Genomic DNA, 18953 nt, shown 5'->3' with positions numbered 1-18953 from the left:
CCTTAAAGGATTCGAACTAGCGAAACTGCTCCAGACTTCTCCAGCTTCAATAAGCCATTTACTCGCTGGTAGACTGACACAGCTCAGTATTTCCGCATTGATTAATTTTGCAGCGCACGTTGGACTGCTCATAGAGGTTAGCGTTTCGGCTCCGTCATTTCATCGGCCTGCTTCCAATTCCAAGCCCTCGGCCGAATCAAATATTCAGGAAGAATAGCGACGAGTCACGCTGGCGGTTAGAGATCGTCAAGCCGTGCCAACGGGCGTTCAAGATCATAGGCCTAACCTAGATCGTGGAGCGCAGCGTTGCTTCGAAGACGACGCGCACCGGGTGCTTCAGGCCATGAAGAAAGTCAGACTCATCATTGAGTCGGAAGCGGCCGACAAAAGAAGCGGTCGCTCCATCGAAGGTAGAGGCCAAATTCTGGGCTTTATAGCTTTCTTGAGTGCAATCGGTCCTTGGGCTTTATATCTGGGTCAGATTGCCGTAGCGATCGCGTGTTTCACGACTTTTGTCCTTGGAGTCGTTGGCATGTTCATAACCGGCCGAGCGAAAAATACTGACAAAGAACAGGACTGAACAGGCAGACTCAACGTTGCTTTCGATGAGGGAAAGTCTGCGATAGTCCCACCCAAAGTGGGACCTCCCTCTGCCGTAAGGCGGCAAGGGACATCGAGCAGATCAAGTTTTTGCTGGGACACTCCTCTATCCAGACGACGGAACGTCATCTGGGTTCTGAGCAGGAGATCGCGGTGGCGGTGAACGACAGTTTGGGCCTTTGATTCCAAGCAAAACAATTTCGAAGGATCTCATGTTGAGGGAGCGGTTGATCCAACGGAGTGCGAGCCGGATCTCCTGCTGAGCGTGATTCTTTCGATCAAGCGTTTCCGCGGAGTCAGGTTTTTGTTGGATGTACTAAACAGCCAAAGGCATTCAACCTTTCATGTAACGGCTTCGCCCGGCGCTTAACGCTATGTCAAATAGTTAACATAGCGGTGCAACTCTTCATTGACCCCACGCAACATATTTACTGCGTAAACGCTGCAGGTATAGACCCGAACGCGATCGTACGCTGCTCTCAACGCGGATTGATTCTTTTTTTTCGCAAAGAGAGCTTCATCACCGCCACACAGTGCAGCAGAAGCGGCTGTAGATCAATTGCGCACGGCGGGCTTTTCCCACGACTACGTCTCTGTTCTCAAGGCCGATATACAGGGGGTGGAATGGGAATCCTTGAGTACGAAGCGAAGCGTTATGAGGGGCGTGGTTTCTGTTCATTGGGAACATTCTGAAGAAAATAAGCCGGGCCACGAAATCCTTAAACAAGCCGGCGAAGGATATTGTGTCGTCGGGCGAAAAAGCCGTCAGTACGCACACCGAGAACACGGCGGAACTGAACAATCACGGCGTTGACGTTCCGACCAGAACCTACTAGCTCGCAGTTCGAGAATTCCGCGGGACGGAAACCAAACCGGGTCCGGGTCGACCGGCCTCTCCACGAAGGGAGGGCGTCGGTCTGGTAAAGAGAACTTGCACGCCGCTCCCAGTGCCGCCGCTGCCGATCTTGAGGCTGGAGTGCAACAATCCTTGATGAGAGAACATTTTCGCCTCCCTCCAGAAAGGCTTTATGCTCGGTAAGCTTTGGGATCCAGCGACAGCCCGAATTCTTTGTACAATTGTCCTTTGCGCGGCTATGCTCGCCTTACTATACGGTGCCCGCGACACTCTTACCTTGTTCCTCTTTGCAATTCTGTTTGCCTACTTTATAGAGCCGCTTGTGGGACGCCTAGAACTGCGGCTTCAAGGTCGGATTAAGGCAATTGTCGTAGTGTACCTTTCGTTGATTGCCATCTTGACTTGTCTAGGGTTTGCCATCGGGCCACGAATCCTGGAGGAAGGAAGATCCCTTGCGATCAGCCTGCCCTCACTGTTCGATCGAATCAGCTCGGGTCAATTAGTGACGCAGGTAAGCGGAAAGCACGGCTGGAGCCAAGATCACCAGGCTCAGATTCAAAGGTTCTTCCTAGCGCATCGTTCCGAAATATTGGGATACGCAGGTGCTGTAGGAGCAAAGCTCGCCGAGCCGGTAAAGCATCTGTGGTGGCTCATCCTCATTCCGATCCTCAGTCTCTTCTTTCTGAAAGATGGAAAGATGTTTGCCAGAGAGATCGTCGATTTAGGAAGTGATGCAGGAGACCGCAGTACGCTTCGCGGGATAATAGGCGACGTAAACGTCATGCTTGGCAGTTATATTCGTGCGCAGTTGATCCTCGCCTCACTTACTGTGGTCTCCTACACGGTATTCTTGAGCTTCATGAGGGTGCCGTATGCCTTCATACTCGGACCCATGGCGGGGATCTGCGAATTTATCCCAGTTGTAGGGCCGGCTGTGGCTGCCGTCACCATCTGTGCCATTGCCGTTCTCACCAGCTATCCCCATCTAATCTGGCTGATTATTTTTTTGGGAATTTGGCGAGTGGTCCAGGATTACGTAAACGGGCCGAAGATTATGGGCGAATCGCTCGAAATATCACCGGTCGTTCAGATATTTGGAGTGCTCGCTGGCGGGGAAATCGCAGGAGTCGTTGGAGCGTTGATCTCCGTTCCGGTTCTCGCCACTCTGCGGATCCTGTGGCGAAGAATGAGTCGTGGTGTAAGACGCACGGACGCACCTCTGGTCCCCCAGCCTCCAATAAACGGTCGAGCTGTCCATGTCGTTTCAAATGTGAAGAGCTTCAGTAACGAGGAGAACGAATGATGGATTCAAAGCCTTATTTGAAGGTTCTGCAGTCGGCAGCTCCAGCATGCATTCTTGCCGTGGAACTCATTCTGTCAGTAACGCTTACTGGCTGCATGGTAGTGGGCGGATACAGCAGCGGAGGAGGGTGGTTTCTCTGGCCCGGCGGTTTGGGCGTTGTCTCTATGATCTTGCTAATTCTATTTGTCATGCGCCGGCGAAGATGATGCTGCCGTCCTTCAAAAACCAGTTGAGTGAGAGGCAGACGGTCGCTTGGTTTATCCCTCGTCTGTAAGGCTCCGTCCAGACGAGATGGATCTCCCCGTCCTATGGTAAACACCGCTTCCAATGCAAACGCGTCGGGAACATACAGCACCACACGAGCGCGCTCGTGATCGAAGCCGACCATACCGTGTGCTCACCAGTTTAGTTTTTGAGCCTGCAGCACCATGCATGCGTACGTAGCTCCTGTGTCGAACGAGTGTGTCAGCGATGGATGTTCTTCGCCCGTCTTGGGGGAGCGGATGTTGTCTTCGATGCCGCGAATACCAGAGCCGATGCTTGCTTCGCCCATGCCTGATTGAACGGAATCAGAAGGCCCAGTAATGAGTTCCAGTGCGGCGTATCGCGCAGAGCGTAGATAAAGCGCCAGGCTGTGCGTTGAACGATGAGGCTGCCCGGCGTGCTGCCTCCAGCATCGTCAAAAGCATCTCTTCGGCGGTGGGCTCCGCGGTAAAAGCACGAGGGGACCAACGTTCAAGAAATACAGGATCGATGGGATAGTCGGCAATTCTTCCGTTCACGTTCATAAGGTCTTCTCTGATCGATGTCGTCTGGAGTTCTTCATCGCAGCCACAATGCCAACCCCAACGCAACGATCAGGAGAAGGCACAGGATGTAGCCGAGCAGTTGCTGCGGGTCGAGTCCCACCGGGTGGGAGACCTCCGCGTCGAATTCGGGGTCGTGCCATGCTGTCCCCGGGAAAACTTGAGCAAAAGCCAATCCCACCCAATAGAGCGATGCGGCTGCTGTTCCGGCGAAAAACCAAGGCAAGGTAAGGGGACGTACTGCGAAGACACAGCAGAGCGACAGGGTGCCAGCAAAGACACCCATCAGCATTGTCTGGCCGTTATGGAACTTGGCGTGAGGCGGCCAGTGTGGATTCTTCATGTGCATGCGTGCAGTGGCAGGAACCACGAAATCAGCAAACACTCCACCAAAACCGTAAACAGCTACAAATGCCACAATCCATTTCGCGATAGCCATATTCCGACTCCCGCAAGTTCAGATGAACTCTAACCTAAGAGAAATATCGAGAAATAGCGGCCAAACGATGGGCGAGATGTTTACTCCCGCGCCGCACTCCGCAGAGTGGCAGGCGTCACCCCAACCGCCCGGTGGAACGTGCTGACAAAATGCGATGAGGAAGCAAAGCCGACCAGCACCGCGACTTCATCAACGCACGCCCTGCCATCAAGTAGCAGCTCTATCGCCCACTCGATCCGCTTTTGCATCAGCAGCGCGTGGGGAGTTAGTCCCTCACTCTGACGGCAGACTTTGATGAAGTGATGGAGGCTGAGACGAGCGGCATCTGCAAGCTCAGGAACGGAGATGCCGTCGCTGAAGTGTCTATTCAACAGATCGAGCATGGCTCGTCTTGCCTGAGGCGCAAGACCCCCGGCCGACCTCTGGGTCTGCTTGTGCCCTTGGGCAACGCTTTTCGCGAGGGCAACGACAGCTTTCTTCAGTTGGGCGTCCGACCCATGAACGGAAGAGGCTACCAAAGCTTGGGCAGCCGAGGCCTGCAGCTCACGATAGGTAAGCGGCGAAGCATCAGCAGGTCTTGCCCCGCATGTGGCTGCGAGTTCAGGGCTGAACAGCAGATGGAGAGTATCCGCAACCCCGAAAACGCGTATCCGCTCCGGCCGCTCTGTGAAAGACGTAATGACGGTTCCTGCCCGCACAACATGGCCGGATGAGTCCGCTTCTACTCCCTCACGGCTTACCTGACTTGACGAAAGTTGAAATACAAGGCGGAAAGTGCGGGATGCACTGAGGTTTATGACAGCGCCACGATGTCGGAAGCGAACCACCGCTGCGGATCCTCCGTAAGGAGCGTCCACCAACGGAGTAGGGACGGAGTTCCTAGTTGGATCGTGATTTCGTCCAGCGCCTGGATGCGTGACATAGAGCCCGTCCCGGTACAAGGGTATACCGCGCCCCGCTCTCGGTCGTAGATCTAGGAAAGCGGAAATGAGAACTGCTTCCACTTCCTAATCATCTCTGGGATGGCGCTAAATCTCTAGTGCCATATCGACAGCGCTCCACTTTGCAGCGGACGACGAAGTCGTGAATGCGGGATGTAGAGCCTTGGAACACAGTCGATGATAGCGGACAAAAGGAGAATATGTCACTGTGGATCAAACCACAAGGTGGACGAGCTACTTGCCCGTCCACCTCTAGCCGACGACTACTCGTCGTCGGCCCCGTCCGTGGGGTCATCGGCTGCCTCTACTTTTGAAAGCCGCTTCATGCTGATGGCCTGGATCTCGGCGATCGTGTGCTTGAAGGGAGTGCCTTGAACGTCGCTTTCGACCTCGCGATATTTCAGTTTCCCCTCTACGCTGAGGAGCTGCCCTTTCTGGAGGTTCCTGGCAAACTTTGCGAGATTCTTCCAGGCATAGACGCGATGCCATTCGGTGCGGGTTTCGTACTCGCCTTTGTCGTTCTTCCAGCTCTCCTGGGTGGCGATTGAGAGGATGACGTACTCGTTCTTGTTCTGGGCGGTTTTGGCTTCTGCGTTCTGTCCGAGTCGGCCGATGAGAATGACTTTGTTGTACATGGTGTTTAGGCTCCGTTTCTTTTGGTTGTGTCCGCTGTCTGCGGTACACGCTTGCCCGGAGGGTGTGCCGTCGCGACCCACTCCCTCGGCGAGTGGAAAGAATCTGCGGAAGGGGCCCCAGACTTGCTATGGGGGAGGAGTCCGCACCTCGTGAGAGGCGCTTCAGCGGATTCTTGGAAGGAGAGCGTGCGTCCGAAGGGCGTGGGTGTACTGAGCGCGGCACGCTGAACGCAGACAGAGAGACAAACCGGAAGGGAGCTTTCCTGTTCAACAGACTTCTCTCATGGCGCAAGTCGCAGAAGCTAAAACCGCCCAGAAAACTTGAAGGGAGTCATCATACCCTCCCTTGCTGGTAAGAACGACAAAGGCGAGTACGAAATTCGATCCTATCGCTCGATCCATCTTCTCGCCTTGTCCATGGTTCTCCGGATGTACGCGGCTCGTCTGGGGGGCTGGAATGGTAACAGCGGAGTGAAGCTGTTGCCGGCGCAGATCGCGAACGATGCTGTGGACGAAGCTTCTCCTAAGATTGAAGCAAGTCGGCTTCAGGTTCCATTCACGTGGAGTTTCCCGGTAAGGCATTGTTGACCGTCGATGGAGCTCCGCACGCGGAGCCGCCGCGCATCATCCTGGAGCATCTTCTTCGGTGATTGAGCTTAGAACGGGGACGCGGGTGTGTGTCGTGGCCGGGGTGACTGACCTTCGGTGCGGCTTCACTTCCATATCGGCAGCATGAACTGGTTTGGGCCACCTGAGGGATAACCAATACCGGGTGCTGCGATATGACGCTCCGGCAGTGCTGCGGGAGGATAAGCGAGCCACACGTTGCAGTAGAACGGAATGTTGAACTCGCGCTTACCCGCTTCGGCTACTGCGTTTACGTAGCGAGCCTGATGCCCAGGCCTAAAACGATTCATCCGCCACACCGGGAAATACCTCGCTCCACGTCCCGGACGCTTTCCGAGCGCTTTGACAAGCTCAGCCGGCACCTGTTCTCCAAACTCGCGATTTGAGTCGGTCGAGTAGTCGCGAGCCGCGCCGCTTGATTGGCCCCGACCTGTATTCAAGTGATCCATCCTTTTATCTGGGGATTCTGGACACGTATGCGCGGCCCGACAATCCACTCTGGATCCCAGAGACCGGCCAGGGAAATGAATATGCGCCTTATTTCTTCGCGGCGCTGGGTCGGGGAGCCATAGGCTTTTCCCCTTTTGGAATCGATTGGGTAGGACGCTTGCCGGACGGAGTTGTGCCCAGGGTACATGCTGCAAACTATGCCCTTGCGGGCTCCATGGATCGTACGCTGGCGAAACTCAACTTCGCGGGCAAGATCAAGACGATGATCGAAGCTGCAGGAGGCGCTGACCAACAGGTAATCTTCTATCCAAACAGTACACCTCTAAATGCTAGAAATTCTTTCGGGGCAAGTTCGCCTCCAGCGGATGATGCGCTCATCGACATTTCCACTCTCGCCAACGCGATGGTTTCTCCCGGAGAGGCGGGCAATGTTGCTACCCGCACAGCGGATCAAAGCGGAGCCTGGGTTGCCGAAGTCCGATTCGGATTTCCGCAGCGCGACGGTGAGGCAGCTCCTGGCTCATCCGACAAGTCGGGTCGGATGCTGATTGCTCAGATGAACCCCAATGAGTACCTGGTAACCGGCATTGGCGGAGCTGTATTCTTCCACCGTCCCGGTTATCTACCCGGCATTCGAATGCAGATCCTCAGCGCCGAAGAGGGTTACTTCACCCCATCTAGGGCGTCAGGTGCGCCAGAGGAGTGGCATCGGATTCGCATCCTCAATGGCGACGAGACGGATCGCAGTATCCGTTTTCCCGACCCACATGCAGTCCCGGCTAGAAGCAACTCTGCACCGCATGCCGGAGGGGATACGGAAGGCCCCCTCCTTTTCAGGACCGTCCTGTTGCGGTTCGCATCCTTTTGGACCGATTCTAGTTCCGCCACAGGACTGCAACAGGGCGCCCGCACAAAGGCACTCACGTCGGTATCCTGGATCGTACAATCTCGCTTTTTAGAGGCAAGAGTAAGCTCGTGAGCGAACGCGGTGAGCCTCAGTCCCTTGAGAGGACTCATCCCAGTGTGCCTTCGTTATGCAAAACCATGCGTAAATAGACTACTAGGACCCACGCCGCGCTTTTCGCCGGAGGGACTGTGGGGGCTCTCCATAAAGCCGCACAAAGGTGCGCCGCATGCGTTCGGGATCGTAAAATCCCACAGCGGAAGCGATACTTTCCACTGGCTCCGTGTCATTCTCAACCCGATTTCGTGCAACCTCCGCTCTTAGCCGTTCCACGGCCTTGGCCGGCGTCTCACCTGTTTCAGCCTTGAACAATCTGCCGAACTGGCGAGGGCTCAAGTGGGCAACTTCCGCGAGCCGCTCCAACGAGAGCGATTGCGTCAGGTGTTCCCTCGCATAGCTCAGGGCAATCCTGATGCGGTCTGTTTCGGGTGCAATTTCAGACATTGTGGAGAATTGTGATTGGCCGCCGGGCCTGCGGTAATAAACCACCAACTCCCTAGAGACCTCAAGAGCTATAGCGGCACCGTAGTCCTCCTCAATCATGGCGAGCGCCAGATCGATACCGGCGGTCACGCCTGCGGAAGTCCAGACGCGGCCATCTTTGATGAAGATTGCGTCGCTTTCTACGCGCACTGCTCCATGCTCACGCTGTAACTCGGCCGCTCTTCGCCAATGAGTCGTGACACGCAGTCCATCTAACAACCCACATTGCGCCAGAACAAAAGCTCCTGTGCAAACGCTCGCCGTACGCCTTGTCTTCGACGATGCAGATCGAATTGCAGCGCTGTCCGACGGCTTGAGCAGCCAACGCGCGCCTCCAACCACAATAAGAGTGTCAAAGCGCTTCCGATTCAGGGAAGAAGTTTCAACGGACAGTCCGAAGCTATTGCTGATTGGGCCGCCCGGCACCGACACCATGCGCATGCGATACGGCATTTGCTGGCTGTAACGCTCTGCCAGGGCGAACGCACTCATGGGACCTGCCAAGTCGAGCAGCAGGTAACCGGGATAAAGTAGAAAGCCGATCTCTTTAGCCATGGCGCAATTAGAGGGAACAACGTCCTTTACGCCATCCTAGCACGGGCGCAGACTCATACCTATGAATAGGCGAACGTTGCTCCCACGCTCTGCGGCCTTCGGTCATGGCCCGGTTATCTCGTCACTCCCAACGGAGACAGTGTTAGCTGCGACGAGCACGGACCCTGGCAGCGGCGCACCCGAACATCAACTGAAAGACAGATCAAATCCGCTAACCCTACCGCAGTGCGGGTTATACCGGTAGCCTTTCCTATCTCCCAGGGTGTAGTGATCATTGATTTCTGTGGACCGTGGGAGGTCTTCAACTCCGCCGATCTTCCCGGCCATCAAGGAAAGGTATTCGAAACCTATACCGTCGCTGAGACTCTTGAGCCGATTACTGCAAGCGGCGGGATGAAGATCATTCCCAACTACACCTTCGAAACCGCGCCGCCACCCAAGGTCGTCGTCATCCCCGCACAGGGCGGAGCGAACGAAGCCATGCTGGCGTGGATTCGATCCGTCACCAGGGCAACCGATGTCACCATGGCGGTCTGCGTCGGTGCTTTCGTTCTGGCCGATACAGGCTTGTTGGCCGGAAGATCCGCCACCACCTTCCATAACGCATATGCACGATTTGAGGCGCGGTACCCCGATATCCACCTGAAGCGCGGAGCCAGGTTCGTGGAAGACGGCAATCTCGCCAGCGCAGGCGGGCTCTCGTCCGGCATCGATCTCGCGATTCGAGTCATAGAGCGCTACTACGGGCGGGAAGCAGCCGAGAAGACTGCATATCTGCTGGAGTATCAGGGCAAAGGTTGGCAGGACTCAAATTCGAACGAAATCTACGCAAAGTAAGCGGCCGAGGTCGTGCATCGGAATGCGATCACCGCCAGGGCTTGTAAGTCATCCAACATCAACCCCAAGGAGGCACACATGTTTGCAGTGATGGGAATCACCGGTAATGTAGGCGGAGCAGTCGCAGATACGCTTCTGCAGCACGGAGAACAGGTTCGTGGTATCGTCCGCGATCTTTCTAAAGCGCAGGCGTGGCAGGGTCGAGGCGTCGAAGTCGTCCCCTCGAACTACGACGATCTCCTAATCGAAGCCTTCCGCGGAGTCGAAGGCGTTTTCATCATGATCCCGCCAAACATGGTTCCTGAGCCCGGCTTTCCGGATAGCGTGGCCCGCATCGCGGCCATCAAGAAGGCGATCATCGCAGCCAAGCCGCCCAGGGCTGTCTTTCTTTCTTCCTGGGGTGCTGAGCAGCCCTCAGGTCTCGGTTTGATCACTCCAAATCGCATTCTCGAACAGGAGCTGGCAGACACAGGGGTTCCCGGTGCGTTTCTTCGCCCCGCCTGGTTTATGGAGAACCTTGTGTACAGCCTCTCCGGTGCTCGTTCCTCTGGCAATTATTTCTCCTTCTATCAGCCGCTCAAGCGTCCTTACGCGATGGTTGCCACAAAGGATGTCGGCGTCATAGGTGCGCAAACACTGCTGCAGTCCTGGCATCGTAATCGATTTATTGAAATCTCCGGCCCCGCTTCTTACTCGAGCGAGGACGCAGCTGCCGCGCTTGCAGCGGCGACGGGTCGGCCCGTCACTGCGGTCGCCGTGCCTCGGGAACAGTGGGTCGACACACTAGCCCAGAACGGCATGCCTGGCGATCGCTCCGGTGCCTATATAGAGATGGTCGACAGTCTGAACAGCGGTTGGATCCACTTCGGTGTTCCTGGGACGGAACAGGCCAAAGGCGGGATCGACCTAATTCCCACCGTAACTGCTCTCGCAGAAAAGTCCGAATAACCTGTTGATCCGGTCAGGATTTTGTCAACTCAAGGAGTATCCATGCATACCTTTCCCATTCATACACCCAGCTCTGCCCCTGCAGCGTCGAAGCCTGCCCTGCAGCAGTTGCAGGACGGGTTCGGTTTTATCCCCAACGTCGCGGGCGCGATTGCGAACTCTCCTGTCTTGATGAAGGCCTTTGCTGCCGTTTTTGCAAATGTGCACAGTGGCAGTTTCGCCGAAGACGAGATACAGGTCGTCCTGCTTACGGACGCGGTTGCCAATGCCTCCGCCTGGGCTGTTGCCTTTCACAGCACCTTGGCCCTCCGGAATCACGTGTCGAACGAAGACGTTAAGGCCATCCGGGAGCGTCGACTGCCAAGTCAACCAAGACACGCAGCTCTTTCCGTCCTCGCACGCCAGTTCATCGAGAAGCGTGGACACATCTCTGCTGCAGAGATGCAAACCTTCCTGGATGCCGGCTTCAAGCAAGAACACATCCTGGAGATCTTGACAATCATTGCTGCTTCAACCATCACGAACTACGCCGCGACCGTCGCCAACCCACCGCTGGAACCACAGTTCCAGGAGCAATCCTGGAATCCGGAGGCGTAAAGGAGATCGTCCCATCTGTTCGATGCTCGTTCAAAGAGCATCGCTGGAAAGACGCAATGGGCCTAAGCCGCCCACTCATGAACTCCCAACCAATCATCGTACTTGTTCATGGTGCGATTACTGACGCTTCCCTGTGGAGTCTTGTTGCCCGGCAATTACAGCGCAAGGGTTACACCACGATTGCACCGCTTTGCCACTGCGCGGCCTCCAAGCTGGCGCGGAGTACCTGTCTTCAATCCTTGCAACCCTCAACGGCCCCTTTGTGCTCGTGGGACATTCGTATGGAGGATCGGTGATCTCGCACCACATTCTCACCAGGCATTCCCTAAAATCGCTTGTGTTTGTTTCTTTGCCGTCCGTCATCCACGATGAGGATGCTCAAGGGTCGCCGAGGGACTTCTTCACCTCGTCGGTGCGCATTCCTGGCTTCACAGTCTTGCTTTGAGCTGCGGAGACGGTCGATGGATCGGCGACAACTTTGTCAATCGCTCTCTTCACGTCGTCCGCGGTCGCGGTGTCGAGGCCGGGGAATCTCACATTCAGTTCCGCCATCGAGGTCGAACTCCTCACTGTGGACACCACAACGCTTGGCGATGGCCAAGGAACCCGTGATCAGCCCGGCGATTGGAGCTTTCTACGCGGCCACCCAGGAGCTAGGAGTGGCGAACCAAGTGACGACGTTCACCATGTCGGACTTCAACCGCGCCTTTCAACCCAATGGGAACAACGGGAAGCGATCACGCCTGGGGAAGCAATCTCTTCGTGCTTGGGGCGCGGCGAAAGGCGGAAGAGTCTCCGGAACCATGCCCACTCTCGCTCTCGGCGGGCCCCTGCAGACCACTCGAGTGGCGTTGCTTAACAACGCCGGCTATGAGGTGGCAGCCGTTGATTCGGATAACGCCGCCTTGGCACTGCTTGAAACGGAGCACTTTGATCTCATCTTGATAGGCGGAATTCTACCATCGAACAAAAAGGCCTTGACCAGAGGCTTCGGGAGAGGTATCCACATCTTCTGGTCCTTAAGATCGAGAACAGAATGGATACGGATAACGTTTATCCATCGGAAATAATCGATTCCCAGCCGAATCATTTGATCGGAGTACTAAGACGCTTGCTCGGGGATGCGTTGACACTCAGCCCAATCCACGTTCCAAACCAGACCGGAACAGAAGGCCATCGTACCTGAGACTTTGGGGCATAGTGACCGGGTACAAAACCTAGGGTTATGGCTCTTGAGCGAGACTTTTTAACTTTAAAGCAGCTTAGTGGTTCGGTTGGTCAGTGCTATCTGTTCATGAATCAGTTTCAATCTACAGGCACAAGAAAACGGCTCCGGGAGGAGCCTTGTTTTCTTAGATTCACTTCGCCGAGGTGTTAAACAATCATTGGCCAGAAGATGGCGGGGGCTGAGCAATACTGCTCACGTGCCGTACTTAGCACCACCTCAAAACGAACTGAAAAGCTAGAAATGACAGTTTTAGTGATAGGGGCTGCACTGAGTTCGGAGCGCTTACTCAATGTCGTTTTGCATGACTGAGCGCAGGTGTTTTGACGGGAACGAAAGTTCGGAATTCCTCCGCTCCGATCAATTCTTTGCGGACAGACTCCGCTAATCGCGGCTCGTCCATTTCCTTCATAACGCTTAGAAGGGTCGCCTTTTCCCTTGCCGTAGGTTCTTTCCTTTTCTTTAGCATTCCATCATCTTGATGCAAGTCGAGGACGAAGTCTGTACTGAATGGCTCACCTGCCTGAAGTGTGGTGGGCTCGTGAACACTATTCGGCGAATATGTTGATATATATGGGCTGTAGCACCTTTTTCTGGACAATGTGCCGAGAATCGAGCCTAATAACGTATCTTCCTTGACCGCGTTCCTGCGATCAGACCTCACGAACCTGAGTTGTGAGAGGCGGATAACGCTTTCTACCCAACCAAGCGAAACGAACAGTTTTGCTGAACGAGGTCTATATGTCCGAATCGCAGAGGTTTCGCGTCTTCGTCGTGGATGACGAGTTCGCAATCTCCTCAACTTTAGCGATCATCTTGTCCCGAAGCGGATTTGCGGCAGATGCATTCACCAATCCCATAAAAGCGCTGGAGGCGGCAAAAAGTGAACCGCCGGATCTGCTGATCTCCGACGTAATAATGCCCGAAATCACAGGTGTCGACCTGGCCATCCAGATAAGAGCGGCAGCGCCTAAGTGCAAAATATTGTTGTTCTCTGGACAAGCGGCTACGGCTGATTTGCTCATTGAAGCTCGCGCGAAGGGACATGACTTCACCCTCCTTACCAAACCTGTCCATCCGGCTGACCTATTGTGCGCCGTGCGCAATTTAGAGGGACTAAACTCGCCATTTGTTCAAGAAGTTTTGGTCGTGCGGGCGGAATAAATATCCGTTCAAGAATTTGCCGAAGCGGGAGTTATGACCCTAAACGCCAGCCTGACAGCAGCAAATATGATATATGCCGATGGCTCGATCCGGGAATGGTGAAGTGGTGCGAGCGGCACTACGGGAGAAAGCCGCCTTGGGCAGACAAGGTTAAAGAGTGGCTCTTGCGAACGACTCTGCCTGACGAGGACACTTCCAAAGAAAGGGATGTATTCGGCGTCGTCGCGAGGAAATCGGCGTAGAGAGACAGGCAAAAGTCGGCAGGGAGGGGCTTTTTCGCCCTCCCTGCCGCGAAGTCACTCTTTCTTGGAGAGATATAAGTCAGAGCTCGCAAGTGCCGTCGAGGTGACGATTTTAGCAACCTTATCCAGGGTTCTGCTTCTTACCGTGTACACGGGAAGATGAGCCGAAGGAATCGAACCGAACGCCATAATTCCACCTTCTTTGATCTTCCACAGGTAATCTCCGCTCAAATTCCTTAGTAATAATCCTTTCCTGCGCATTCGCAGCCTGAGGATAGGTCCCCCATTCATCAGAAAAGGTGCAATTGCATCCAGGAGCAGATATGGCAGAAATCCCCGAAAAGACAACTCTAGTGTGCCTGTTTCACAACAATGACAATGCGCGAGCAGCCGTGCGCGATCTCTTAGAGGCCGGTGTGCCACAAAGCGCCATCTCCGTGATGGGCGGAGCAACGGCGCGCAACGAGGGCAGCGATGCAACAAACCAGATCTTCTTTGCTGAGCTAAAGGTTCCGGACAGCGACATGCGAATGCTCACCACCGGCCTTAATGACGGCGGTACCGTTGTCGGAGTTGCGGCAGGAGAATCCTTGACCGACAAGATCGAAGCCGTTTTTCGCAAGCACGCCGCCTCTCAGATCGATGAGAAAGTAGTAGCGCCAACTGCGGCTATTCTGCCCGGCACTGGAGCTGCGGTCGTTCCCGTGATTGAGGAAAACTTGATCGTCGGCAAACGCGAAGTCGAGCGTGGGGGCGTGCGCGTCTTTCGACATACTGTCGAGACGCCAGTCGCCCACACGGTAGACCTCCGCGAAGAGCATGTCGTGGTCGAGCATCGTACCGTCAATCGGCCGGCAACGGAAGCGGACTACAAAACCCAAGGAACGATCGAACTGACCGGGATGGCGGAAGTGCCTGTTGTTGGCAAAATGGCCCATGTCGTGGAAGAGGTCCTGGTAGGAAAACAGACGACCGAGCGCACCGAGCGCGTTCGCGACACCCTCCGAAAGACCGAGGTCGAGGTTGAGCGACTCGGAACAGATCGCAGCTCGGATCCACGCAGTATGTAAGCTCACGGAAATCGTCTCAGGGAGATCCGACATGCCGACAGAACGCGTCAAAGTTTACGAAGAAAAGAAAAAAGCTATGCCACTCTGGTACTGGCTTTTGCCTCTTCTTCTCTTGCTAGCAATCCTCGCTTACTACTTCACCCGTCACCATGATGAGCCGGTGGCCACCACCCAGGAACCAGTCGTCACAGCTCCCGTCACCCCACCGAATCTCGATGCCATTCACTTCGATACGGATAGCGCAGCCTTGACCCCGGCAGCGCAGGCAACGCTCACTCAGGCGGCGGCTGCGATGAAGCAGCAGCCAAACCTCCACCTCCGCGTCGAGGGATTTACCGACAGTACGGGCAACCCAGAGCACAATGATGCTTTATCGCAGCAGCGAACCGCGGCTGTCGAAAAGTTCCTCGTTGGACAGGGGATACCGCAATCGCGGTTGACGGGAGCCGGATTTGGACAAGTGAAACCCGTCGCCCCGAACTCTACGGAAAGCGGCAAGGCTGACAATCGCCGGGTCGAGCTCTTTCAGCAGCAGTAAACCATATCACGAAGTTCATCTTTCAAAGGAGATCTTATGGCGAAGACAGTCGTTGGAGTGTTTGCAAATTTCGGCAAAGCGGAAAGCGTGAAGCAGGCCTTGATTGAGACCGGGTTGAGCGCGCAGAACATCGAAGTGATGGCGAATGATGAAGGCAGTCCCACAACCTCGTCGTCCAGCATTCAAGCCGCCGGGAAGAACATCGGCGAGAAGATCAGCAGTTTCTTTCATTCTTTGGGCGGCGGGGATGACAAGGAACAGGCTTATTACGAGAAGAGCGTGACTGAAGGCGGCGCCCTGGTGGCCGTGACGGTTGAAGAAGACGAGGAAGCGGACGAAGTTGCTGAGCTTCTAGAAGAACATGGCGCCCGCCACGTGGATGAAAGCGCTGCTGGCGGTGGGCTTGCGAGAACCTCAAGCGTCGCTGATAGCGAGGAACTCACTGCGATCCCTATCGTCGAAGAGCAGCTGGTGGTCGGCAAGCGGGAGGTGGAGCGCGGCGGCGTACGGGTGTACTCGCGTGTTACCGAACGGCCGGTTGAGGCTGAAGTGGCTCTCCGTGAAGAACATGTCGTTGTGTCGCGGCGGCCAGTCAATAGAGCTGCAACAGCTGCGGATTTCAGCAATGTCAACGGCGATGTCATTGAGCTCACTGAAACGGCGGAAGAAGCTGTAGTGGGCAAGACCAGCCGTGTCGTCGAAGAAGTGCTCGTCGGCAAGGAGAGCACGGAACATACGGAAGCGGTTCGGGATACGGTCCGGCGTACCGAGGTCGACGTCGAACACATTCCGGGAACTGAAACTACAACCAAGTACGATCGATAACCTAGAAGGGCAGAGCGATTTCGCTCCGCCCTTTTACCTTTAAATGCGGAGTTGTGAATGAGTGCTTCTTTTCCACCCCATGCTGCGACGAGTCTGGGCACCGTCTTCGGCAGACTCGATCCAGCCAGTCCTGAAACCGTGCTCACGCTTGAGAGCGGCGAGGTCATCCGTCTTCCAACCAGCGTGCTCCTTTCTTATCTCAGCGCCGCCATTGTTCCCCAGCCCACTTCATCCTCGCAGGCGGAGGGTCTGGTTATTCCGGTCATGGAAGAGGAACTTGATATTCAGAAACGAGAGGTGGTTACCGGAACAGTTCGATTGCAGAAGGTGGTCGAGGAGCGCGAGGTCCTTGTCGATGAGCCTCTGGCCGCCACCACGTACGCCATTGAACGCGTGCCTTTGAGCCTAGAGATCGCAACCGCGCCTCAAGTCCGTCAGGAGGGCGAGACCACTATCTATCCGGTCGTGGAAGAGGTTGTGGTCGTGCACAAAAAACTGCTGCTGCGTGAAGAAGTCCGGGTAACCAGACAGACCGTCACCACCCGAAATCCTCAAGTAGTCAAGATCCATGTCGAGGATGTAATTGTGGAACGTTCCGGGTTACAGAACAAAGATCTGCAGCAGGATGAGCGGGACAGCTAGTTGCCGGCGGCTTTGCCACTGGATGCATCGAACAACCGGAGGAATAACGATGGGACTTCTAGATTCGATTGAGGGTATGGCCGGGGAGCAAGCTGGCGGAACACGGTCCAAGGTGGCGAGCGGCTTGATGCAGGCGCTCGACGAACATCCGGGTGGTTTGGCCGGACTCCTGGACAATTTTAAGCAGCAGGGCATGGAAGATCATGTTCAGGGCTGGGCCACCGGGGAGCAGCCTACGGCAACCCCGGAACAGGTTCAGCAAGGGTTGGGAGGAACAGGGTTGATAGAGCGCGTTGCTGAAAAGTCTGGAGTTTCGCCCCAAGTGGCTCAGACCGCCATGGCCACCGTGCTTCCCATGGTGATCGCCCATTTCACGCAAGGAGGACAAAATGCACCTCCCCAGAGTGGATTTGGTGGCATGGCCTCGCAAATCCTGAGCAAGTTAGTCTAACCCTTTATCGGGCAACTCCCTCCGTTGGCGAACAGACCTGACAAGCAAGGGTATGTCGAATACAAGGAGCGCATTTACGTTCACAAGGCTTTGCTCAACCTAATTCTGCAAGACCAGGTTTCTAAAACAAACTTTCAGAACGCCTCGCTTCTGGACGAAGACCGGGATGATGAATCCGAGGCGGCAACGCACCGGCAAAGTCCTTTCGCACCATTCCGCGTTCTTAGTGCCTGTCGTGACTGAGTGGTCTGTAAGCAGGCCCAAGGTCTTCAGATGAAAATGGAGCCTGGCGCTTTGCTTCGGCCATTGTGGGCCCAAGGAAACTGCTGAAGAAAATCGCCAGCTTGCTCAACAGGGGCAGGAGGGCGGATAAGCTACCAAGCATCCTGCCGACTCTAGAAGCGACAAATGCCTTATATGCGGGCTTGGTAGGACGAGTGAACAGCCAGCTCCGGGGACCAAATTCGATTGCTCCTGTGATGCTTGACGGAATTGCGAGGTTCGCCAGTCAGAACGGACGCATGATGGATGAGATTGTTGGAGCCTCCATCCCCCATTCGCGACAATAGGCGATCCAATTGGATAGACCCCAATAGCGGCGCACCAGCCCTGCGGTTGCCCGGTTGCACATCTGCCTATCAATATAGGCGGGCGGCCAGCCCATTTTTAATAATGCGAGACAACCCTGGGTTACGAGTTCCCTCTCCTCTTCTGAGATAGCCATCGTCGCCACGATTTCTTTTCACTTCGCGATGTTCATGGGATTGAAGATAGATGATTTGGAATACGATTACCTACCCTCCGCTCGTGCAAACGTCACTAAAGTACTCAAAATTCCACTAATCTCCGGGCTTTGAGGGAGGCCAATAGAAACTTGCTCAAGCTATCCTGTCCCACATTCGAGCTACTAACAGCAGGAGTGGCGACCCATAGCTAAGCTCGATCTTTCAGATCTGCGTACGAACGGTCAGCCACAGATTCAACATACAAGTGCACTGTGTAGTCCGAATTCTGAAGGGCCCCCGTAAAGTATGGCAGTTTGCTGCGGCCCCCAGGCTCGTCTCTCTGCAGCGGAGCCTGACATGGGGCCACTCAGCCCGACATTTCCACCCTCTGCGGCTCAGTTTGCGGCGCGGGTCATAGCAACATCCGTAGCTTGGCACGTGCGCGGCCCAAGCGAGACATCACCGTGCCCGCAGGACAGCTAAGAACTGCGGCAATTTCCCGATAGGAGAGCTCCTCGAATTCCCGCAAGACCAGAATCTCTTGGAACTCCGACGGCAGCTTGTCTATCGCCGCCCTTACCCGCTTTGCGTCCTCTTCACTTTCCAGTATCTCTTGAGCGCTTTGACTGCTCCCCACCAATCCATCGGACAAATGGGCATCGGCGTCAACCTCAACAAGCTGTGGTCCGGTTCGCTGTTTGCGAAGCTCGTTTAGCCAGAGATTCCTCAAAATAGTGAAAAGCCATCCCTTTACATTGCTGTCTTCCTGTAGATGGCTAAACGCCTCCATCGCCCGGACGTATGTCTCCTGCACCAAGTCTTCGGCATTCGCACGGTTGCGCGTCAGCACCATTGCGTATCGATAAAGACTGTCAATGTGCTCAATTCCAAAGGCTTCAGTGGATGTTGTTGTCTTAGGGGTAAACATTGTCCCTATCTTCTACCCTGTGTGCTAAGTGGCAAAGACCACCGTACAACAACATTTATGAGACAATTGGCGCAACTCCTTCACCTATAATTTCGGTTCTCC

General features: G+C 55.2%; 21 protein-coding genes and 1 pseudogene. 14 read left to right on the top strand and 8 right to left on the bottom strand.

All coding sequences use genetic code 11. The annotated features are described in order from the left end of the window. Window positions 1-25 precede the first annotated feature (25 nt). From ACPOL_RS36770 to ACPOL_RS35335, 3 genes are all read left to right on the top strand, one after another. Window positions 26-217 (top strand): XRE family transcriptional regulator, encoded by a 192-nt coding sequence (locus ACPOL_RS36770; RefSeq protein WP_114211480.1) that lies wholly within the window; start codon window positions 26-28, stop codon window positions 215-217. Window positions 218-1628: 1411 nt separating this feature from the next. Beyond that, on the top strand, window positions 1629-2759 hold the full coding sequence (locus tag ACPOL_RS32400; RefSeq protein WP_114211478.1) for an AI-2E family transporter: 1131 nt from the start codon (window positions 1629-1631) through the stop codon (window positions 2757-2759). Continuing rightward, a complete protein-coding gene (locus ACPOL_RS35335; protein WP_236657650.1) occupies window positions 2756-2965 on the top strand; it encodes a hypothetical protein in 210 nt (69 codons plus the stop codon). Before ACPOL_RS32400 ends, ACPOL_RS35335 begins: the two co-directional genes overlap by 4 nt. An 8-nt stretch (window positions 2966-2973) precedes the next feature. On the opposite strand, the pseudogene ACPOL_RS32395 reads toward ACPOL_RS35335, so the two are convergent. From ACPOL_RS32395 to ACPOL_RS32370, 5 genes and pseudogenes are all read right to left on the bottom strand, one after another. After that, window positions 2974-3547: pseudogene (locus tag ACPOL_RS32395) on the bottom strand (nitroreductase family protein); the annotation flags it as partial. A gap of 34 nt (window positions 3548-3581) precedes the next feature. Further along, a complete protein-coding gene (locus tag ACPOL_RS32390) occupies window positions 3582-4004 on the bottom strand; it encodes a DUF6640 family protein (protein ID WP_114211477.1) in 423 nt (140 codons plus the stop codon). Window positions 4005-4084: 80 nt separating this feature from the next. After that, a complete protein-coding gene (locus tag ACPOL_RS32385) occupies window positions 4085-4831 on the bottom strand; it encodes a helix-turn-helix transcriptional regulator (RefSeq protein WP_161557708.1) in 747 nt (248 codons plus the stop codon). 377 nt (window positions 4832-5208) lie between these two features. Then, window positions 5209-5580 carry a single-stranded DNA-binding protein gene (locus ACPOL_RS32380; protein ID WP_114211475.1) on the bottom strand — a complete coding sequence of 124 codons (372 nt, stop codon included), beginning with the start codon at window positions 5578-5580 and terminating at the stop codon, window positions 5209-5211. A gap of 713 nt (window positions 5581-6293) precedes the next feature. Next, window positions 6294-6647, bottom strand: coding sequence for a hypothetical protein (locus ACPOL_RS32370; RefSeq protein WP_236657633.1), 354 nt, complete (start codon window positions 6645-6647; stop codon window positions 6294-6296). On the opposite strand from ACPOL_RS32370, the gene ACPOL_RS32365 reads away from it, so the two are divergent. Beyond that, window positions 6623-7636: a DUF5597 domain-containing protein gene (locus ACPOL_RS32365; protein ID WP_114211497.1), complete on the top strand. Its 1014-nt coding sequence runs from the start codon at window positions 6623-6625 to the stop codon at window positions 7634-7636. The two genes, ACPOL_RS32370 and ACPOL_RS32365, sit on opposite strands and share 25 nt — an antisense overlap. Before the next feature lie 81 nt (window positions 7637-7717). Here the strand turns inward: ACPOL_RS32365 and ACPOL_RS32360 are convergent, their stop codons facing one another. Beyond that, complete coding sequence (locus ACPOL_RS32360; protein WP_114211472.1) at window positions 7718-8659, bottom strand: GlxA family transcriptional regulator; 942 nt, start codon at window positions 8657-8659, stop codon at window positions 7718-7720. A 225-nt stretch (window positions 8660-8884) separates the two neighbouring features. Here ACPOL_RS32360 and ACPOL_RS32355 point away from each other — a divergent pair, with 225 nt between their 5' ends. The 3 genes from ACPOL_RS32355 to ACPOL_RS32345 all read left to right on the top strand — a co-directional run bounded on the left by ACPOL_RS32355 (window position 8885) and on the right by ACPOL_RS32345 (window position 11041). Continuing rightward, window positions 8885-9496, top strand: coding sequence for a DJ-1/PfpI family protein (locus ACPOL_RS32355; protein WP_275066531.1), 612 nt, complete (start codon window positions 8885-8887; stop codon window positions 9494-9496). Between the two features lie 78 nt (window positions 9497-9574). Next, complete coding sequence (locus ACPOL_RS32350) at window positions 9575-10444, top strand: NmrA family NAD(P)-binding protein (protein WP_114211470.1); 870 nt, start codon at window positions 9575-9577, stop codon at window positions 10442-10444. A 42-nt stretch (window positions 10445-10486) separates the two neighbouring features. After that, the gene (locus ACPOL_RS32345; protein ID WP_114211469.1) at window positions 10487-11041 is read left to right on the top strand and encodes a carboxymuconolactone decarboxylase family protein; all 555 of its coding nucleotides are present in this window, start codon (window positions 10487-10489) and stop codon (window positions 11039-11041) included. 378 nt (window positions 11042-11419) lie between these two features. Here the strand turns inward: ACPOL_RS32345 and ACPOL_RS35330 are convergent, their stop codons facing one another. After that, window positions 11420-11593 (bottom strand): hypothetical protein, encoded by a 174-nt coding sequence (locus tag ACPOL_RS35330; RefSeq protein WP_236657632.1) that lies wholly within the window; start codon window positions 11591-11593, stop codon window positions 11420-11422. A 41-nt stretch (window positions 11594-11634) separates the two neighbouring features. Between ACPOL_RS35330 and ACPOL_RS32340 the strand changes: the two genes are divergently transcribed. From ACPOL_RS32340 to ACPOL_RS32310, 7 genes are all read left to right on the top strand, one after another. Further along, on the top strand, window positions 11635-12111 hold the full coding sequence (locus ACPOL_RS32340; protein WP_236657631.1) for a DUF1501 domain-containing protein: 477 nt from the start codon (window positions 11635-11637) through the stop codon (window positions 12109-12111). A gap of 896 nt (window positions 12112-13007) precedes the next feature. Beyond that, window positions 13008-13430 carry a response regulator gene (locus ACPOL_RS32335; RefSeq protein ID WP_114211467.1) on the top strand — a complete coding sequence of 141 codons (423 nt, stop codon included), beginning with the start codon at window positions 13008-13010 and terminating at the stop codon, window positions 13428-13430. Window positions 13431-13995: 565 nt separating this feature from the next. Beyond that, window positions 13996-14742 carry a YsnF/AvaK domain-containing protein gene (locus tag ACPOL_RS32330; protein WP_114211466.1) on the top strand — a complete coding sequence of 249 codons (747 nt, stop codon included), beginning with the start codon at window positions 13996-13998 and terminating at the stop codon, window positions 14740-14742. A 31-nt stretch (window positions 14743-14773) separates the two neighbouring features. Then, window positions 14774-15280, top strand: coding sequence for an OmpA family protein (locus tag ACPOL_RS32325; protein WP_114211465.1), 507 nt, complete (start codon window positions 14774-14776; stop codon window positions 15278-15280). Between the two features lie 36 nt (window positions 15281-15316). Continuing rightward, window positions 15317-16105, top strand: a complete 789-nt coding sequence (locus tag ACPOL_RS32320; RefSeq protein WP_114211464.1) for a YsnF/AvaK domain-containing protein — start codon at window positions 15317-15319, stop codon at window positions 16103-16105. Between the two features lie 57 nt (window positions 16106-16162). Then, entirely contained in the window at window positions 16163-16747 is a 585-nt protein-coding gene (locus ACPOL_RS32315; protein ID WP_114211463.1) for a YsnF/AvaK domain-containing protein, read from the top strand. Next, window positions 16731-17198, top strand: coding sequence for a YidB family protein (locus tag ACPOL_RS32310; RefSeq protein WP_414633414.1), 468 nt, complete (start codon window positions 16731-16733; stop codon window positions 17196-17198). Before ACPOL_RS32315 ends, ACPOL_RS32310 begins: the two co-directional genes overlap by 17 nt. Window positions 17199-18335: 1137 nt before the next feature. Here ACPOL_RS32310 and ACPOL_RS32295 read toward each other — a convergent pair. Next, window positions 18336-18851 (bottom strand): sigma-70 family RNA polymerase sigma factor, encoded by a 516-nt coding sequence (locus tag ACPOL_RS32295; protein ID WP_114211459.1) that lies wholly within the window; start codon window positions 18849-18851, stop codon window positions 18336-18338. Between the last annotated feature and the right edge of the window lie 102 nt (window positions 18852-18953).

Source organism: Acidisarcina polymorpha (assembly GCF_003330725.1).
In the GTDB taxonomy this organism is placed as follows: Bacteria; Acidobacteriota; Terriglobia; order Terriglobales; family Acidobacteriaceae; genus Acidisarcina; species Acidisarcina polymorpha.
This window is presented reverse-complemented; position numbering and strand designations above follow the sequence as displayed.

Excerpts from the sequence above, each read along its gene's own strand:
- ACPOL_RS32330 (WP_114211466.1), top strand. The coding sequence starts at position 13,996 with ATGGCAGAAATCCCCGAAAAGACAACTCTAGTGTGCCTGTTTCACAAC.
- ACPOL_RS32390 (WP_114211477.1), bottom strand. The coding sequence starts at position 4,004 with ATGGCTATCGCGAAATGGATTGTGGCATTTGTAGCTGTTTACGGTTTT.
- ACPOL_RS32295 (WP_114211459.1), bottom strand. The coding sequence starts at position 18,851 with ATGTTTACCCCTAAGACAACAACATCCACTGAAGCCTTTGGAATTGAG.
- ACPOL_RS35335 (WP_236657650.1), top strand. The coding sequence starts at position 2,756 with ATGATGGATTCAAAGCCTTATTTGAAGGTTCTGCAGTCGGCAGCTCCA.
- ACPOL_RS32310 (WP_414633414.1), top strand. The coding sequence starts at position 16,731 with ATGAGCGGGACAGCTAGTTGCCGGCGGCTTTGCCACTGGATGCATCGA.
- ACPOL_RS32360 (WP_114211472.1), bottom strand. The coding sequence starts at position 8,659 with ATGGCTAAAGAGATCGGCTTTCTACTTTATCCCGGTTACCTGCTGCTC.
- ACPOL_RS32335 (WP_114211467.1), top strand. The coding sequence starts at position 13,008 with ATGTCCGAATCGCAGAGGTTTCGCGTCTTCGTCGTGGATGACGAGTTC.
- ACPOL_RS32325 (WP_114211465.1), top strand. The coding sequence starts at position 14,774 with ATGCCGACAGAACGCGTCAAAGTTTACGAAGAAAAGAAAAAAGCTATG.
- ACPOL_RS32340 (WP_236657631.1), top strand. The coding sequence starts at position 11,635 with ATGGCCAAGGAACCCGTGATCAGCCCGGCGATTGGAGCTTTCTACGCG.
- ACPOL_RS32315 (WP_114211463.1), top strand. The coding sequence starts at position 16,163 with ATGAGTGCTTCTTTTCCACCCCATGCTGCGACGAGTCTGGGCACCGTC.
- ACPOL_RS35330 (WP_236657632.1), bottom strand. The coding sequence starts at position 11,593 with ATGGCGGAACTGAATGTGAGATTCCCCGGCCTCGACACCGCGACCGCG.
- ACPOL_RS32350 (WP_114211470.1), top strand. The coding sequence starts at position 9,575 with ATGTTTGCAGTGATGGGAATCACCGGTAATGTAGGCGGAGCAGTCGCA.
- ACPOL_RS32345 (WP_114211469.1), top strand. The coding sequence starts at position 10,487 with ATGCATACCTTTCCCATTCATACACCCAGCTCTGCCCCTGCAGCGTCG.
- ACPOL_RS32400 (WP_114211478.1), top strand. The coding sequence starts at position 1,629 with ATGCTCGGTAAGCTTTGGGATCCAGCGACAGCCCGAATTCTTTGTACA.
- ACPOL_RS32320 (WP_114211464.1), top strand. The coding sequence starts at position 15,317 with ATGGCGAAGACAGTCGTTGGAGTGTTTGCAAATTTCGGCAAAGCGGAA.
- ACPOL_RS32380 (WP_114211475.1), bottom strand. The coding sequence starts at position 5,580 with ATGTACAACAAAGTCATTCTCATCGGCCGACTCGGACAGAACGCAGAA.